General features: G+C 71.4%; 12 protein-coding genes. 5 read left to right on the top strand and 7 right to left on the bottom strand.

Features of this window, described 5'->3' with window-relative positions; genetic code table 11:
- Window positions 1-33: 33 nt before the first annotated feature.
- Together AB0E90_RS31170 and AB0E90_RS31165 are read left to right on the top strand one after the other, a co-directional pair.
- Window positions 34-702 carry a response regulator transcription factor gene (locus tag AB0E90_RS31170; RefSeq protein WP_360413774.1) on the top strand — a complete coding sequence of 223 codons (669 nt, stop codon included), beginning with the start codon at window positions 34-36 and terminating at the stop codon, window positions 700-702.
- The gene (locus tag AB0E90_RS31165) at window positions 689-2,449 is read left to right on the top strand and encodes a HAMP domain-containing sensor histidine kinase (protein WP_360413771.1); all 1,761 of its coding nucleotides are present in this window, start codon (window positions 689-691) and stop codon (window positions 2,447-2,449) included. The genes AB0E90_RS31170 and AB0E90_RS31165 overlap by 14 nt, the downstream gene beginning before the upstream one ends.
- Here AB0E90_RS31165 and AB0E90_RS31160 read toward each other — a convergent pair.
- Window positions 2,397-2,996, bottom strand: coding sequence for a DUF998 domain-containing protein (locus tag AB0E90_RS31160; protein ID WP_360413768.1), 600 nt, complete (start codon window positions 2,994-2,996; stop codon window positions 2,397-2,399). The two genes, AB0E90_RS31165 and AB0E90_RS31160, sit on opposite strands and share 53 nt — an antisense overlap.
- 39 nt (window positions 2,997-3,035) lie before the next feature.
- Between AB0E90_RS31160 and AB0E90_RS31155 the strand changes: the two genes are divergently transcribed.
- Entirely contained in the window at window positions 3,036-6,128 is a 3,093-nt protein-coding gene (locus AB0E90_RS31155) for a BTAD domain-containing putative transcriptional regulator (protein ID WP_360413765.1), read from the top strand.
- On the opposite strand, the gene AB0E90_RS31150 is transcribed toward AB0E90_RS31155, so the two are convergent.
- Window positions 6,083-6,973 carry a carbon-nitrogen hydrolase family protein gene (locus AB0E90_RS31150; RefSeq protein WP_360413762.1) on the bottom strand — a complete coding sequence of 297 codons (891 nt, stop codon included), beginning with the start codon at window positions 6,971-6,973 and terminating at the stop codon, window positions 6,083-6,085. The two genes, AB0E90_RS31155 and AB0E90_RS31150, sit on opposite strands and share 46 nt — an antisense overlap.
- A 210-nt stretch (window positions 6,974-7,183) precedes the next feature.
- Here AB0E90_RS31150 and AB0E90_RS31145 point away from each other — a divergent pair, with 210 nt between their 5' ends.
- The gene (locus tag AB0E90_RS31145; RefSeq protein ID WP_360413760.1) at window positions 7,184-7,471 is read left to right on the top strand and encodes a hypothetical protein; all 288 of its coding nucleotides are present in this window, start codon (window positions 7,184-7,186) and stop codon (window positions 7,469-7,471) included.
- A gap of 502 nt (window positions 7,472-7,973) precedes the next feature.
- On the opposite strand, the gene AB0E90_RS31140 is transcribed toward AB0E90_RS31145, so the two are convergent.
- The 3 genes from AB0E90_RS31140 to AB0E90_RS31130 form a co-directional block, all read right to left on the bottom strand.
- Window positions 7,974-9,188, bottom strand: a complete 1,215-nt coding sequence (locus tag AB0E90_RS31140; protein WP_360413757.1) for a 2Fe-2S iron-sulfur cluster-binding protein — start codon at window positions 9,186-9,188, stop codon at window positions 7,974-7,976.
- A gap of 201 nt (window positions 9,189-9,389) precedes the next feature.
- Window positions 9,390-9,704 (bottom strand): hypothetical protein, encoded by a 315-nt coding sequence (locus AB0E90_RS31135; protein WP_360413754.1) that lies wholly within the window; start codon window positions 9,702-9,704, stop codon window positions 9,390-9,392.
- Between the two features lie 48 nt (window positions 9,705-9,752).
- Window positions 9,753-11,300 (bottom strand): alpha/beta hydrolase, encoded by a 1,548-nt coding sequence (locus AB0E90_RS31130; RefSeq protein ID WP_360413751.1) that lies wholly within the window; start codon window positions 11,298-11,300, stop codon window positions 9,753-9,755.
- A gap of 142 nt (window positions 11,301-11,442) precedes the next feature.
- Between AB0E90_RS31130 and AB0E90_RS31125 the strand changes: the two genes are divergently transcribed.
- Window positions 11,443-12,624 carry a hypothetical protein gene (locus tag AB0E90_RS31125; RefSeq protein WP_360413748.1) on the top strand — a complete coding sequence of 394 codons (1,182 nt, stop codon included), beginning with the start codon at window positions 11,443-11,445 and terminating at the stop codon, window positions 12,622-12,624.
- 13 nt (window positions 12,625-12,637) lie between these two features.
- Here the strand turns inward: AB0E90_RS31125 and AB0E90_RS31120 are convergent, their stop codons facing one another.
- Together AB0E90_RS31120 and AB0E90_RS31115 are read right to left on the bottom strand one after the other, a co-directional pair.
- Window positions 12,638-12,931, bottom strand: coding sequence for a hypothetical protein (locus tag AB0E90_RS31120; RefSeq protein ID WP_360413745.1), 294 nt, complete (start codon window positions 12,929-12,931; stop codon window positions 12,638-12,640).
- Between the two features lie 525 nt (window positions 12,932-13,456).
- Window positions 13,457-15,871: an immune inhibitor A domain-containing protein gene (locus AB0E90_RS31115; protein WP_360414067.1), complete on the bottom strand. Its 2,415-nt coding sequence runs from the start codon at window positions 15,869-15,871 to the stop codon at window positions 13,457-13,459.
- Between the last annotated feature and the right edge of the window lie 18 nt (window positions 15,872-15,889).

Here is a 15,889-nt window from a genome sequence, read left to right as displayed (position 1 = left end):
GGCAAGTGCTGGTGGCGACCTATAGTCCGGCTGGTGTGCGCCCACATCCTCGTCGCGGAGGACAACCATCGGCAGGCCGAGATCGTCGGGGAGTATCTGCGTGCCGAAGGCCATCGCCTGCTCGTCGTGCACGACGGGCAGCAGGCGCTCGCTGAGGCCCGCCGTCGGCGGCCGGATCTGATCATCCTGGACGTGCTGATGCCCGGTCTCGACGGCTTGAACGTGTGCCGGATCCTGCGCCGGGAGTCGTCCGTCCTGATCCTGATGCTCACCGCCCGCGCCGGCGAGGAGGACCTGCTGCTGGGGCTGGATCTGGGCGCCGACGACTACCTGACCAAGCCGTACAGCCCGCGGGAGCTGGTGGCCCGGGTGCGGACGCTGCTGCGGCGGGTGGACCGGGTCCGCGGCGACGACACCGTCCTGCACGTCGGTGACCTGACCGTCGACCTGGGCCGGCGGACCGTCACCGTCGGGGACCGGCGGATCGCCTGCACGCCGGCCGAGTTCGCGATCCTGGCGGTGCTGGCCGGGCAGCCCGATCGGGTCTTCTCCCGCAAACAGCTGGATCCGGACGCCGCCGACCGGGCGGTCGACACCCACGTGCTGAACCTGCGGCGCAAGATCGAGACCGATCCCCGGCGGCCGGTGCGGCTGCAGTCGGTGTACGGACTCGGGTACCGGCTCACCGATGCGCGTTCCTGACCTGCCGTTCCACCGCAGCCTGATCATGCGGCTGCTGGCCACGTCGGTGCTGGTCGCGATCACCGCGATCACCGCCGCCACCTGGCTGACCGTGCACACCACGACGCAGGCGATCCAGCAGCAGCAGGGACGGTCGATCACCGACGACACCCTGGTCTACGACACGCTGACCGGGTTCGCGGCCACCCACCCCCGATGGGACGGCGTCGCACCCACCGTCGCCGATCTCAGCCGGCGCACCGGACACCGGATCACCCTGCTCACCCGGGACCGCCAGGTCATCGCCGACTCGGCGCCGGCCGGACCGTCCCTGGCCGCCGCCCGGCCCTCGGCGACCGTCGACGCGCTGCGGGTCAACGGGGCGATCGATCCCCGCGCCGTCGGGCCGTACCGGCTAACTTCCGCGGAGCGCCGGGAACTCGACGGCTACGCGCAGCAGGCGATGGCCTGCATGAAGGGGAACCTCAACATCCGGCTGGTGCACCTGCCCAACGGCCGGCCGGTGGTGACCCCGCTGCCGGTCGAGACCGGTGTCTGCGCCGCCAAGGAACTCCTCGCCCCGACCCCGACGGAGGCGAAGGCGCTCACCGCGCTGACCGGGATGATGGACGGCTGCACCGGGGTGAAGACCGCGTCGTACCTCAGCATCGGGCCGTTGTTCGACGTGACGCCGCTCGACCGGCCACTCCCCCGCGTCGTCACCTCGGCGGACATCCAGAAATGCCTGGCCTCGGCACGGCAGGCGCAGCTCACGCCGTACGTGGCGCCGGCCGTTCTGCTCTTCATCACCGACGCCGGCAGCGGCACCACGCAGCCGTCGATCAGTCTCACCCGCGGCAACCTGCTCCGCATCGCCGCCGGGACCGCGCTCGTGCTGGTGATCGCGGTCGCGGTCACCGTGCTGGTCGGCACCCGGCTGGTCCGCCCGCTGCGCCGGCTCACCGAGTCGGTCCGGCGGCCGGTCGAACTGCAGAGCCGGGTCCCGGTCGGCAGCCGCGACGAGATCGGTTACCTGGCGATGGCCCTGAACGACCTGTTCGACCGGCGTGAGACCCTCCAGGCCCAGCGTCAGGCGCTGGTCAGCGATCTGGCCCACGAATTGCGTACGCCACTGACCAACATCCGCGGCCGGCTCGAGGCCGCCCAGGACGGGATCACCCCGACCGGCCCGCGGCTGCTGGAGGTGCTGCTCGACGAGACCGCCGTGCTGCAGCGCATCGTGGACGACCTGCGCGATCTCGCGGCCGCGGACACCGGGACCCTCCAGATCTACCCCGAGTTCGTCTTCGTGAACGACGCCCTGACCCAGGTCGTCGAGGCGCACCGCGGGACCGTGCGGCTGGCCACCGACTTCACCGTCGATCTGGAACTGTCGGTCGATCCGGTCCGGCTGCGCCAGATCGTCGGCAACCTGCTCTCCAATGCGATCCGGCACTCCGACCCGGGCGGCAAGGTAATCGTCCGCACCTGTGTGACCGGCGACGACCTCGTCATCGAGGTCACCGACACCGGCGAGGGCATCGCCGAGGCCGACCTGGCGAAGGTCTTCGACCGTTTCTGGCGCACCGACGCCTCCCGCAGCCGGGCCACCGGCGGCAGCGGGCTCGGCCTGGCCATCGCCCGGAAGCTGGCCGAGGCCCACGACGGCCGGGTCACCGCGACCAGCCGGGTCGGCGTGGGCAGCACCTTCACGGTCACGCTGCCACTGTCGCGGGCCGCACCCGCCGCCGTGCCAGCCCCACGCTGATCAGCCCGAACACGACCGGATAGACGGCCCCGCGCTCGATCAGGCCGATCAGGATGCCGCCGGTCGACATGTCGACCATGAAGGCGACCACGCCGGCCAGGCCGACGATCCCGAGCCACCGCCGGCCGAGCCGCATCACCAGGATGTTCCCGCAGATGAACGCGGCGAACGCGCCGAGACCGTGATAGGCGGCCGTGCCGTTCTCGATCGCCTCACCGGAACCCGGGAACAGCGCCACCAGGGTCATGCCGGCGGCCAGCGGCACCGCCAGAGCGGTCGCCACCCGGTCCCGCAGCAGGGCGACGCCGACCAGCGCGGCCAGCGCGAACAGGAGGAAGCCGGCGTTCATCACCCACGCCAGCGGCGAGTACATGTACTGCCCGAAGCCGGTCGAGGGGCCGTGCACCCCGAGGTCGCTGATGAAGTGATAGGTGTAGCTGTACGGCGGATCCGTCCACGCCGCGGCGGCGATGAACTCGGCGAGGAGATAGATGATGCCGCCCGCGACGAGCGTCGTCCCGGCCCTGCGGCCTATGTTGTCGTTCATGGGGCGAAGACTGGGACGGACGACTGACACGCGGCAAACGTGGCGCTGACACGCGTCACGCTGCTCGGCGCGTTCCGGGTGTCCCGTGACGACACGGTGCTGCCTGTCGTGGGCGCGCGGTTGCGGGGCCTGCTCGTCCGGCTGGCGCTCGCCGGTGGCCGTCCGGTCGAGCCGGCCGTGCTGATCGACGCGATCTGGCCCGAGCAGCCGCCGTCCGGCGCCGGCCCCGCGCTGCAGACCCTCGTCTCCCGGCTGCGCCGCGTCCTCTCCGCCGACCTGGTGCGGCAGGGCCCCGGCGGCTACCGGCTGGCGGTGGAACCGGCCGACGTGGACGCCCTGCGCTTCGAGCAGCTCATCGCGGCCGGCGACCCGGAAGCGCTCGCCGAGGCGGTGGCGCTCTGGGGCGACCACCCCGGCGCCGAGCCCGCGGTCGTCGCCGCGGTCGCGCCGACGGTCGCCACCCGGCTCGCGCAGCTGTCGGTCGAGGCGGTCACCGACCTCGCCGCCGCCGAGCTGTCCCGGGGCCGGGCCGGGGCCGCCACCACCCGGCTGACCGGGCTGCTGGCCGGCCACCCGGTCCACGAGCGGGCGGCCGCCCTGCTGATCGACGCGCTCGCCGCCCAGGGCCGGCAGGCCGACGCGCTGGCCCGTTACGAGCAGACCCGGCAGGCGCTGGCCGAGACCCTCGGCACCGACCCGGGCGCCGCGTTGCGCGAACGGCACCTGCGGCTGCTGCGACCGGCGCCGCCCGCGGCTCCCGAAAGCCTGCCCGCCTCGCTGACCAGCTTCATCGGCCGCGACGACGACCTCGACCGGATCCACACGCTGCTCACGACCGGGCGCCTGGTCACGGTGCTCGGCCCCGGCGGCGCCGGCAAGACCCGGCTCGCGCTGGAGGCCGCCCGCAGCCACCACCTGGACGCCCGGTTCATCGATCTGGCGCCGGTCACCGAGCCTGCCAAGATCGCCACGGCGGTGCTCGCCGCGATCGGGCTGCGCGGCGGCCGGGCCGAGGGCGACGAGCTCGACGTCCTGGTCGGTGAGCTCGGCGGCCGGGAGAGCCTGCTGCTGGTCGACAACTGCGAGCATCTCATCGACGCGGTTGCCCAGCTGGTCTCGGGATTGCTGACCCGCTGCCCCGGCCTGCGCGTGCTCGCCACCAGCCGCGAGCCGCTCGCGATCGACGGCGAGGCGCTCGTGCCGCTCGGCCCGCTCGCGCTGCCTGAACCGGACGCCCCCGCCGACCGGGCCGCCTCGGTGCGACTGTTCGTCGAGCGGGCCGCCGCGGTCCGCCCCGGGTTCGCCGCCGACGAGGCCACGCTGCCCGGCATCGTGCGAGTGGTGCGCGGCCTGGACGGCCTGCCGCTCGCCCTGGAACTGGCCGCCGCCCGGTTGCGCACGATGTCCCTCGACGAGCTGGCCGACCGGCTCTCCGACCGGTTCCGGCTGCTCACCACCGGCAGCCGCAGCGCGCCGCCACGGCACCGCACCCTGCGCGCGGTCATCGCCTGGAGCTGGGACCTGCTCGGCGACGACGAACGCACCCTTGCCGAACGCATCTCGGTGCTGCCTGGCGGCGTCACCGCGGCATCGGCGCGCGCGGTGGCCCCGGAGATACCCCCGGACGAGATCCCGGAACTGCTCGCCACCCTGGTCGACCGGTCGCTGGTGCAGCTCGCGCCGGAGAGCGGCCGCTACCGCATGCTGGAAACCATTCGCGAGTACGGCTCGGGCGCGGCCGGCCCGGCCCGCGACCTCGCCGCCGCCTACTTCACCGAGCTGATGTCCCGGCAGGACCCGCAGCTGCGCGGGCCCGGCCAGCCGGCCGCCATGCGGGTCATCGGGGCCGACTACGACAACACGCTCGCCGCCCTGCGCCATCTCTGCGCCACCGGCGACTCGGCCGGCGCGATCACTCTCGCCCTGGCCCTGACCTGGTACTGGCAGATGTTCGGCCGGCACTCCGACGCCGCCTTCTGGCTGGCCGAGGCGCTGGGCGTGCCCGGTGGCGCGGCCAGCGCCGCGCGCGACTGCGCCCGCGCCGCCTACCTGCTCAACCGGGCCGACATCCTGTCCGGGATCACCGCCGGGGAGGCCGCGCTCGACCGGGCCGAGATGCGCGAGCTGGCCGGCCGGCTGCGGACCTATCCGGAGCTGCCCAGCCACTACCGGGTGATCGGCCCGATCCTGCTCTTCCTGCAGGACCAGCCGGCCGCGCTGGCCGACTTCGAGGGTCTGGCCGGTGGCGACGACCGGTGGCTGGCCGGGCTGGCGCACATGTTCCTGGCCGAGATCGCCGGGAACGCGGGCGAGCTGGACCGGATGCGTGGCCACGTCGAGGCGGCGCTGGCCGGTTTCGGGCAGGCCGGCGACGGCTGGGGCCGGGCCGCGATCCTGCCGATGCGCGCCCAGCTGCGGCGCTACGACGACCTCGAGGGCGCGCTGGCCGACCTGCGCGAGGCCCGGGAGCTGGCCGACCGTTTCGGGTCGCTCAGTCTCGGCGACCAGCTCTACCGCGACCTGCGCTGGATCGACCTGTTCCTGCGGCGCGGCGACACCGGCCGGGCGCTGGCACTGATCGACTCGGCCCGGGAACGTGCGCGGCACGTGTCCTCGGCGGAGATGCGGGTGCTGGTCGACGTGCACGAGGCCGGCATCCGGGTGCGGCTCGGCGACCTCGACCGCGCGGCCGATCTGCTCGGCTTCGCTTCCGCCACGCCCCATGCACAGGCGCTGGCCGCCGGCGTGCGGACTGCGCTCTGCTTGGCACGGGGCGACCTGCCCGGCGCAGACAAGGCGTTGCGGGAGGCGCACGCGGCCGCGCTGGAAACCCACGAACTGCCCGTTCTGGCGCCGGTCACGGTGCACGCCGCCGCGCTCGCCGAAGCGCGTGGACACCGCGCCGACGCGGCCACGCTGCTCGGCGCGGCCGCCCGGCTGCGGGGCGCGCACGACCGCACCGACCCGCAGGTGCGTGAGCTCACCGAAGGCGGCCGCGCCGCCCTCGGCGAGGACGCCTTCGCCGCCGCCTACGCGGCCGGCTGGGAGCTGGACGCGGCGGCGGCGAAGGCACTACTGGACCCTGATCAGGGGCGCGCCCGATCGAGACTTCGCGGATCGTCGGCGACCTGATGCTGGGCGTAGAGACCGCTTCGGGCGGTCCGGCGCCAGGGCCGGGCGAGGTTCTCGGCGGCCAGGTCGAGGTCGGCGGTCGCGAGGGCGGCAACCGGGTCCGGCCGGCAGCGGGTCACCCAGTCGCCGTCCGGCGAGATGATGCCGGAGGCCGCGTTCGGGGCGTCCTGGGCGGTGCCGGCGTAGCTGACCCAGTAGCTGTTGGCCGCGGCCAGCGCCTGTGCCTGCAGCGCGAACGGGCCGTTGTTGACCGCGGATCCCGCGCCGTGGGTGGAGAACAGGACGCAGTCGACGTCGAGCCGTTCGTATTCCAGGAACACCTCGGGGTAGGTCGCCTCCATGCCGAGCGCGCAGCCGAACCGGACGCCGTCGACGGTGAAGGTGACCGGCGCCGAGCCGGGCGTGTACATGTGGCTGACCTTGGTGTTCGACAGCATCCGCTCGTCATATCGGGTGACGATCGCGCCGCGGTCGGAGATGACGTAGAGACTGAGGTGCGGCCGGCTCGGCGGGGTCAGCCGGTGGACCGAGCCGACGACCGTCCACAGTCGCAGCTCACCGGCCAGGGCAGCGATCGCCCGCAGCTCCCCGGCGAGTGTCTCCCAGTCCGCCCGGTCCCAGTCGGCCGGGCCGACCTCGGCCGGTCCGGTGGACGACATGACACGCTTGCCGGGGCAGGTGAGCGCCCCTTCGGGAAGGTGCAGCAGCCGGGCGCCGGCGGCGTGGGCGGCATGCATGAGCCGGCGGATCTCGGCGCCGCTCTCACGCAGCGCCGTGGTGTCGCCCGGGTCGGGCTGGACTTCGAGTTGAGCGACGGACAGTCGCATGAACGTGGTCTCCGGCATCGTTTCTCCTCGCGGAGCCGTGCGGAAATGCCGTAGCGCAGCGGTGTAGGACTCGCCCGTCCGGGCGGCTCGCGCGCGAACCTGGCGCTTGAAGTTCCTCTTCGCTGTCATCTGGCCCTCCGCCGTCCCGTGCGTCGACCCCCCGCGCGATCTCCACAACCGGGACAGACGAACCAGGACAGCGACCCGAGAGGTGATCCCTTTGCCTCTGTGGAGGACCGCGCGTCGGGGACGGTCACCAGAGGTTGGGCGTGGGCCACGCCGGGGACGACGTTAGCAGCTCGTCGGGGCGGCCGCCATCGCGAATCGCCGGGCCAGATCGGCGAACGCCTGGGTCAGTTCGGCCGGCCCGAGAACGTCGGCTACCTGACCGCCAACACCGTCAACATCGCGATCAACCCGAACTTCCCACGGCCGCTGTTCTACGCCGCGATCTCCGGCGGCTACAACATCCTCGGCAGCCTGCTGGTCAGCGTGCTCCTGCTGGCTCTCCAGTGAGCTTTACGGTCAGGGTCGCGACAATCAAAGCCTCTTCCGGTACGGGCTGCGACGTCCACAACCGCACCCTCGCCCGACCGCCGGCACCACGCGGCCGGCGTGCAACACGAGCACGCGCCGCGACCTTCGGGCAACCGGACCCCACACCCGCCGGCTTTGCTTTGCGTACATATGCGCGCGGATCCGCGCGGATATGTACGCAAAGCAAAGCCCCGAACAGGCCGGTGTCCGCCCGGGTCAGCGTGGATGGTCCCGGGGCCGGTCGGCGGCCCGGGAGGGCGTTGGGGCCGGGCCCGCCCGTAGCGGGCGCGCGGAGGGTGAGCTGCACCTGCCGGGACCGACTGCCACGGGAGCAGGGCGGCGCGTACGCGAAAAGAGAGCGTTAGCGAAACGCGCGACGCCGCGGCAGACCAGTTTTCTTGAAATCGGGCCTTCGCGCGGAGCACGGCCGACGCGCGGCGTGCATGGGGAGGTGGGAACCGGACCTTGGCCGCGAAAGGTGCTAGCGGTCGATTAGCAGGTCCTCCGTGGGGAGGGTCTGGCAGGCCAGGCGCCAGCCGGCGGCCAGTTCGCCGGCTGAGAACATGCCGCGCGTGTCGGTCTCGTAGGCGCCGGTGAGCACCCGCACCCGGCAGGTGCCGCAGGCGCCCTCGCCGCACGACTGTGGCAGGTCGACCCCGGCCGTGTTGGCCGCGTCGAGGACCGACTGGCCGGGCCGGCACGGGAAGCCGGGTTCGCCGCCGGCCATCCCGATCGTGAACTCGGTGATGCCGGACGCCGCCGCGGTCAGGGCGATGGTGTGTGCCTTCTCGCGCCGGGTCTCCTGGCTGCGGCCGGACACGAACGCCTCGGTGCGGATGGCCTCGCGTGGCACCTGCAGCTCGGTCAGGTGGCCGATCAGGTCCTGCATCATCGGCGCCGGCCCGCAGAGGTGGACGCGGGTCATCGCGCCCGCATAGGGCCGCAGCGCCGCCGCGCCGATCCGGCCCTCCCTGCCGGTTATGAAGATCGACACCTCGAGGCCGGGCAGGCGGTCCTGCAGCGCCGTGATCTCCGGGCGGAACACCACCTCCTCCTCGGTGCGGAAGCTCGCCAGCAGCACGATCCGCCCGGCGTGGCCGGCATCGGCCGCGGCGACCAGCACGCTCATCAGCGGGGTGATCCCGACGCCGCCGGCGATCAGCAGCAGGGTCGCCTCGGCGGCGGCGGGCGCCCAGGTGAACTCGCCGTGCGGGCCGCTCACCCGCAGCGCCTGGCCGGTCGCCAGCGCGTCGTGCAGGAAGCCGGAGCCGAGGCCGTCCGGTTCGTGCTTGACGGCGATCTCGACGAAGCCGGTCTCCCCCGGGCCGCTGCAGATCGAGTAGGAGCGTTCGATCGGCTCGACGGCCACCGGCAGGTCGACCTTCACGTACTGCCCGGCGGTGAACGCGAACGGCATCGCCCCACCGTCCAGCGGTTCCAGACGGATCCGCCGGATCTGCGGGGTCAGCGCCTCGACCGCGGCCACCCGCAGGTAACCCTGCCAGGGAAGCGACGGGGCCGGGCGGCCGGCGCGGATGGTCCGCCACATGGTGCCGAGCTGCCGCGGTTTCAGCACGGCGTTCGCCGCCATCAGGCCGCCGGCCAGCGCACCGACCACGCCGGAACCCCAGGCGTCCTGCCCGGCGACGAACAGGCCCTTGACCGGCGTACGGCACCCGGCGCGCGCCGACCGCAACCGCTGCGGTGTTGCCGCCAGGCCGTAGAACGAGCCCAGCGCGCTGTGCTGATAGGTCTCGAACGACAGCGGCGTGGCCGTCGCCGGCGCGGTAAGTAAGCCCGAGCGCCTTCCCGACCGTTCCGGGCGTTGCCCGCCGCAGCACCCGGCCGTTCACCACCGCGGCCGGAAGGTCGCCCGCGCCGATGTCGGCCGAGCTCATCAGCGCCCGCCCGGCCGACGACGCCGCGTCCAGCCAGGAATGCGGCAGGTACAGCTGGGTGACATAGGTACGCAACCCGAGCCGAGGAAGTCACCCGGCCGGCCCCGGTAGATCAGCCGCTCCGGCTCGGCCACGGTGGCGTCCCGGACGATGTCCACCGCCGCCGTGTCGAGCAGGAAGAAGTCGTAGGACTCCGCCCCGGACGCGAACAGCTGCCGCCCGGCCGCCACCGGCTCGGCCTCGCCGTACCCCGCCAGCCGCCGGAACTGCTCGTCGTCCAGCACCGGCCCGCTCGGCACCGCGTCGTCATCCACCCGGCCCACGCTGCCGCAGACCAGTGAACAAATACTTGACCCGTTCGGTCAGGGCGCCGCCGGGAACGGTGCGCGGTCCTGCTTGCAGTGGGTTCCGGCCGGCGGCAGGGCGCCGTTGATCAGGTACTGGCTGTACCAGCCGGTGATGCATGCGCTGTAACGGGTGGTGTGGCCGTAGCCGTCCAGCGTCAGCAGCCGGGCGTTGCCCAGCTCCGTGGTCATCCGCTTGGCGAAGTCGTAGCGCGTGGCCGGGTCGTAGGTCGGGTTGACCACCAGCACGGTGTTCGCCGTCTTCCGGTCCCACGGTCCGTCGTAACGCTCGCTGATCCGCGGCCAGTTGGCGCAGGCCACCTCGCCGAACGCCTCGGCCCGGCCGAACGTCGGGCTGGCCTTCTCGAAGCCGGCAGCGATGGACGGGTAGAGCCACGGGTCGCGCGGCAGCGGCGCGTCCGCGCAGTTCACCGCGAGGAACGAGTCGTTGCCGTTGTAGAGGTAGTCGTCCGCCGACCAGCCCGGACCCGGCTTGGCCTTCGGGAACGGATGGGCGGCCAGGGCGGCCGGCGCCGAGCCACCACCGAAGATCGCGTCATAGGCGATCTGGAGCTGAAGCGCGGCGTCCGGCCAGGTCGCGATGTTGTACATGGTGCCGGAGATGAAGTCGGTCAGATCGTCGATGGTCACGGTGCCACCGAGGTCGGGCACCTCGGCCGGGCCGTGACGCAGGCGATCACGCAGGGCGTCGAACTTGGTGCGGGCGTTCCCGGCGAACGCGCAGTTCGCGCCGGCCTTGTCGCATTCCGACAGGAAACCGCTCAGCACGATCTCGAAGCCGCCGGCCCGGTCGAACTTGTTGTCCAGCCGGCGGTTGGTGCGCTGGTCGGGGTCGACGTTGCCGTCGATGATCACGGCACGGACCTTGCCGGGGTACAGGTTGGCGTAGGTGGCGCCGATCAATGTCCCGTACGAATAGCCGATGTAGTTGAGCTTGTTGTCGCCGACCGCCTGCCGCAACTGGTCGAGGTCCTTCGCGACGTTCAGCGTGCTCATGTGGGTCAGCAGCGGGCCGGCGTTGCGCACGCAGCCCTCGGTGTACTTCACATTGGCACGGATCGTGCTGCTGATCTCGGAGCGGCTCAGCGGCACCAGCCGCATCTGCGCGAACAGCGCCTCGGCCTCGGCGTCGGTCGGGAAGCACTGCAGCGGGTCGCTGGCGCCGATGCCGCGCGGGTCGAACCCGACCATGTCGAAGCGGGCGAGGACGTCGGGCGCGACCAACCGGCCGGCCGCCGCCGCGACGACCATGCCGCGGCCGGCGCCGCCCGGGCCGCCGGGGTTCAGGAAGATGGTGCCGATCTTGTGGGCGGGGTCGTCGGCGGAGCGGCGGGAGAGCGCGATCGTGGTGGTGGCGCCGTGCGGCTTGTCGTAGTCGAGCGGCACCTCCCGGGTGGCGCACTCGAAACCGGCCAGCGACGCCTCGGTGCAGGCGGCCCACTGCACGCGGGCCGCGGCGGTCGCGGCGCCCGGTGCGGCCACCGCCGCGGTGAGCGCGACGGCGGCACCGGCCAGAACAGCGAGGAACGGTCGGAAAACGGTCATGTCACATCCTTCCGGTGGTAAGTGCGGAGGATCGGACCCGCCGTCATCGTGGCACGTATCGACGTTGATCGTGGTCCCGTGAACGGGCTTGCGCCGGGCCGTCACGATCGGGGATGCTGACCGCCGCAAACGGGGAGAAACAATGCGTGCTAAGCGTTTGACGGCGGGCGCCGTCGCCGGTGTCACCGCTCTGGCCTTCGCGGGCGCCTGCGCCGGCGAGATCAAGAAATTGGAGCCGAAGCTGGAGCTGCGCGCGGCCGCGCAGCACCTCGCCGACGCGAAGCAGGCCGGCTTCACGGTCAAGTTCACCGGCGACGCCGACGCGTTGATCAAGGCTGCCAAGACCGACGGCGACGATCTGCGGACCCTGCTCAACTCCTCCGCCACGATCGCGTACGACGCGGGCGGCGACGGGCCCGACGACGACCGGTCGATGCTGTCGGCCACCATCGACGGCGTCACCGGCACCGAGATCCGCGTCGTCGGCACCACGCTCTACGCCAAGGCGCCGGTGAAGGAGCTGGCCAAGAAATTCGGCGAAGACGACCCGGAAATCCTGCGCGAGGAGGTCACGACCGGGGTCGGCGGGTTCGACGCGTTCTTCGACGGCAAGTGGGTCGCCCTCGACGTCAAGGACGCCGCCAAGGCAGGCCTTCCGGCCGAGGACGTCGACTCGGCGAAGGCCCTCACCGAGGTGAAGAAGAGCGGGACGGCCCTGTTCGACGGCGCCACCATCGTCCGCGACGCCGCCGACAGCAAGCACCTGATCGTCACGTCGTCGACCACGAAGGCGTACACCGAGGTGAAGCGCCTGGTCACCGCGGTCGGTGGGGCCGAGACCGCCGATCTCACCGACGAGATGGACGAAGCCCCGAAGGACCGGCCGATCGTGCTGGACCTGTGGATCGACAAGGGCAACCTGACCGCGCTCGAGGTGAACGTGCTGCAGTTCATCGACGGCGCGACCGGCCGCGCCGCGATCCGCCTCGACGTGACCACCGGCGCCACGATCGACGTGCCGACCGGCGCCACGAAGGTCGACTCGTCGGCGCTCTCCAGCCTGATCGGCTCGGGCGCCGAGCCCGCAGGCGCGACCGGGTTCGCCGAGATGCTCGGCTACGAGGCCATCAGCCTGGCCGACGAGAACGGCGGCAAGCCGTCGAAGCACCTCAAGGAAGCCATCGCCGACATGGCCGGGTCGGGCGCCACCGCCCGCCTCGTGCGCACCGGCGTCGCCGAGGTGACCGCCGGCGGCAGCAAGGCCTGCGTGAAGCTGCCGGCCACCACCAACGGCGAGCCGAAGGTCGTCAAGGGCGCCTGCTGATCCGGACGCATCGTCACCGGCCGGCGGCGATGCGGTCCACCGCCTGCTTGGCCTCGAGCAGGCTCGCGCCGGTCTGCTTGCGGTAAGCGCGGACGGCCTCGATCATCTGCCCGTTCTCCAGGAGCCGGACCACCTCCGGCTCCTCGGGCGAGGCGATGCCCAGGTGGCCCATCACCAGATCGAGTTTCCGCTGGACGGCCGCCAGCTGCGCGGCCGAGCTGCGCCGCTCCTGGAACCAGGCCCCGGCCGCCGCGGCGACCGACCCGATAGTGGCGATGACGAGCAGAATCGCTTCCCACGCATCCATCGACCCATCGAACCAGCCGCACGCAACCAGCCACTGAGCCCGGCGGCGCGCAGTGATCGCGCCACTCCGCCGGTCACGGATGCCTCGTCGCGGGGACTTTGCTCTGCTTACCTATACGCACCAACTACCCACGGTGACGGCATCTCAGCCTGAGACTTTCCGCTACCGCAAGCGTTCCTGCAGCTCAAGCCATTCGGTACGGATCGGCGCGTATAAGTAAGCAGAGCAAAGCCGCGCCACGACTGGTGCCGCCGCGGGCTGCCAATGACGGTGCGTTATCGGCAGCAACGGAATGCCGCTGGGGCGGCACCGCACCCGCGACCACGACCAGGGATCTCTACCCGCAGGGGCGCGCCGCGTTTCATTGAAGTTGGGCTCTCGGACGCGGCGGAGGGCCCCTGATCGAGGATCTCGGGGGCACGCCGCTCGGGCGAAAACGGCGGCGGAGGATGTTGCCTGGCTGGATGCGACGACGGCCCGGGAACCAAGAGGTTTCCGGGCCGCCGCGCGGGCGTGCTCAGTGGATCACGAGATGCGGATCTTGGCGGAGGTGCCGTTCTCGGAGAGGACGCGGATCTTCACGCCGACTGCCGGGAGCTTGACGCCGTGGTTCGGCAGCTCGTCGTAGAAGTACTTCTGGGTGTCGTCGAACAGCGGCTGGGCGGGCTGACCGCGTACATAAGACGCCTGGCCGTTGATGTGCAGCGTCATCGAGTCGGCCTTGCGCAGGCCGAAGGGTGCGTCGTAGACCTGGATGCGGGAGCTGAACGGCAGACCGTCCATCCGGTAGAACGGGCGCGGATGCGCGTCGATGTAGAGGTTGCGGCCGACGCCCGGATGCCAGTTGGTGTCGTTGTCGACCTGCGAACGATCCCAATACGAGATCAACAGACCTGGCTGGTACGAGTAATGCTCGACCCAGTCCGGTTTCGTGTTGAGGAAGCCGAAGTTGTACGGGCCGGTCTTGAGGTAGCGGTCATAGGAGACGTACGTCCGGTGGCCGGCGATGTAGTAGTTGTCGTACTGGTTGGTCGCGCTGGTGGCGACGATCGAGAAGCCGTGCAGCGTCCATGGCGAGGCGCCCTCAGCGTCGTCGCTGAACAGCACCGCGGCGCCGTCGGTGACCTGGATGTTGTCGGAGAAGAAGCCGCCGGCCGCGAAGCCACCGTCGGTGCGGTAGTAGAACTGCAGATAAACCTTCTGGCCGGCGTACGCGTTGAGCGGCACCGACACGTCCACCCACTGATCGCCGGTGCTGCCACCGAGCGCCGGCCGCGGCGGGTTGGCCCCGTCCCGGATGAACGGCTGCCCGTTGACCGTGCCGTCGAGAGCGGTCCACTTCTGGCCGTCGAGCGACGCCCGCACGTACAGATAGTCGAAGCCTTCCTCGATGTTGTATCGCGCCTTGAGCGTCAAGGCCGGTGCGGCCGCGCCGGTCAGATCGAACTGGCGGGTCATCGAGTTGCGCAGGTCGTCGGCGTTGCCGGAGAAGTATTGCCCGCTTCCCGCGAACGGCGCCCCGAACTGCGTGGTGACGGTCTTCTTCGGCAGGACCACGACGGCGGCCTGAGCCTTGGAGCTGTTGTACTCCTGTGGACCGAGGTCGATGGTGCGTTTCTGCTTCGCCACCACCGTCTCGTAGTCGAGCCAGCCGAGCTGCAGCTTGTTCCACGCGCCGAGATCGCCCGGCCGGGTGCCGAGCGGCTCCCCCGCGGCGTTGAGGCGGCTCTGCGCCATCAGCGTCCAGTACTCGTTGTTGCCGTTGCCGCCGGCCAGCACGTTGTAGTCGTCCGGCAGGCCCAGATCGTGGCCGTACTCGTGGACGAACACGCTCAGGCCGCCGTTCTCCGGCTGCATCGTGTAGTCGCCGATCCACAGGCCGGTGTCGGCGATCTCGGTGCCGCCGAGCAGATTGCCGGACGGGCCGCGGTCGCCCTCGTCATCGCCGTACGCGAAGGCTCGGTGGCTCCAGATGGCGTCCTCGCCCTGGTTCGGGTCGCCGTCCGCCTCGTCGCCGCCGGCGTGCACGATCTGGAAGTGGTCGAGGTAGCCGTCCGGCTCGTTGAAGTTGCCGTCCCCGTCGAAGTCGTACCGGTCCCACTGGTCGAACGTCTTGAGCTCGGCCACCACCTGGGCCTTGGTGCGCCCGAGCGCCAGCTGATCGGCCACCCACTGGTTGGCCGCGTCGCGCACCAGGTCGTACGTGGTGTTGCAGACGTTGCCCGCGCAGACGTTCGGGTCGTCGCCGTTCTCATCGGTGGGGTCGTCACCGGACCGCCCGTACCGGGCCTCGTTGTAGTTGACCTTCACCCAGTCGGTGACGGTGCCGTCCACGCTGTACCGCCCGGACGACTGCGTCTCGTAGTAGGTCTTGACCGACTCGGTGTTGCGGCCCTTGCCGAAGTAGAGGTCCTGGTAGTGCTGCCGGTTGTAGTCGGCCTGCCAGACGGTGGTGTTGTCGAGCGCCCGGTTCGGCGCCGGGATCTGGTTGTGCAGCGGCCCGTCGAACCGCGCCGGCCCGGCCGTGGTGGGGTCGGTGTCCTGGTCCGGGAACCGCGGATCGCGATCGTTGCCGAACTCGGCCAGGATCACGAAGATCCGATCGGTCTTCTCCCGGGCCAGCTCCACGTACTGATCACGGTTGTCCTTCGAACCGTGCCGGTTGCGGGCCCGGCCGCCGAACGCTCCCCCGCCGGCCGCCTGGCCGACCTTGACGACCGTGCTGCCGTTGCGGTTCTCCACTGTGGCGCGACCGGAGGCGACGTCACTGACGGCTTTCTCGCGGAGCGCCCGTCGCTTCTGTTCGAGCGGTCCGACGAGTTCGTCGCTTCTATCAGTGGACGGGGTCACGGCGGTCGAGTCCGCCGGCGGAGCGGCCACGGCCGCCGGACTTGCCGAAATGCCTAATCCTGAAGCCAGGCCGAGGCCCAGCAGTCCCACGACAATTTTGCGCATCGA

Source organism: Actinoplanes sp. NPDC026619 (assembly GCF_040638295.1).
Lineage (GTDB): Bacteria > Actinomycetota > Actinomycetes > Mycobacteriales > Micromonosporaceae > Actinoplanes.
The sequence above is the reverse complement of the archived record's forward strand: the minus strand, read 5'-3'. Positions and strand labels throughout refer to the sequence as shown.

Excerpts from the sequence above, each read along its gene's own strand:
- AB0E90_RS31125 (WP_360413748.1), top strand. The coding sequence starts at position 11,443 with ATGCGTGCTAAGCGTTTGACGGCGGGCGCCGTCGCCGGTGTCACCGCT.
- AB0E90_RS31120 (WP_360413745.1), bottom strand. The coding sequence starts at position 12,931 with ATGGATGCGTGGGAAGCGATTCTGCTCGTCATCGCCACTATCGGGTCG.
- AB0E90_RS31130 (WP_360413751.1), bottom strand. The coding sequence starts at position 11,300 with ATGACCGTTTTCCGACCGTTCCTCGCTGTTCTGGCCGGTGCCGCCGTC.
- AB0E90_RS31165 (WP_360413771.1), top strand. The coding sequence starts at position 689 with ATGCGCGTTCCTGACCTGCCGTTCCACCGCAGCCTGATCATGCGGCTG.
- AB0E90_RS31150 (WP_360413762.1), bottom strand. The coding sequence starts at position 6,973 with ATGCCGGAGACCACGTTCATGCGACTGTCCGTCGCTCAACTCGAAGTC.
- AB0E90_RS31160 (WP_360413768.1), bottom strand. The coding sequence starts at position 2,996 with ATGAACGACAACATAGGCCGCAGGGCCGGGACGACGCTCGTCGCGGGC.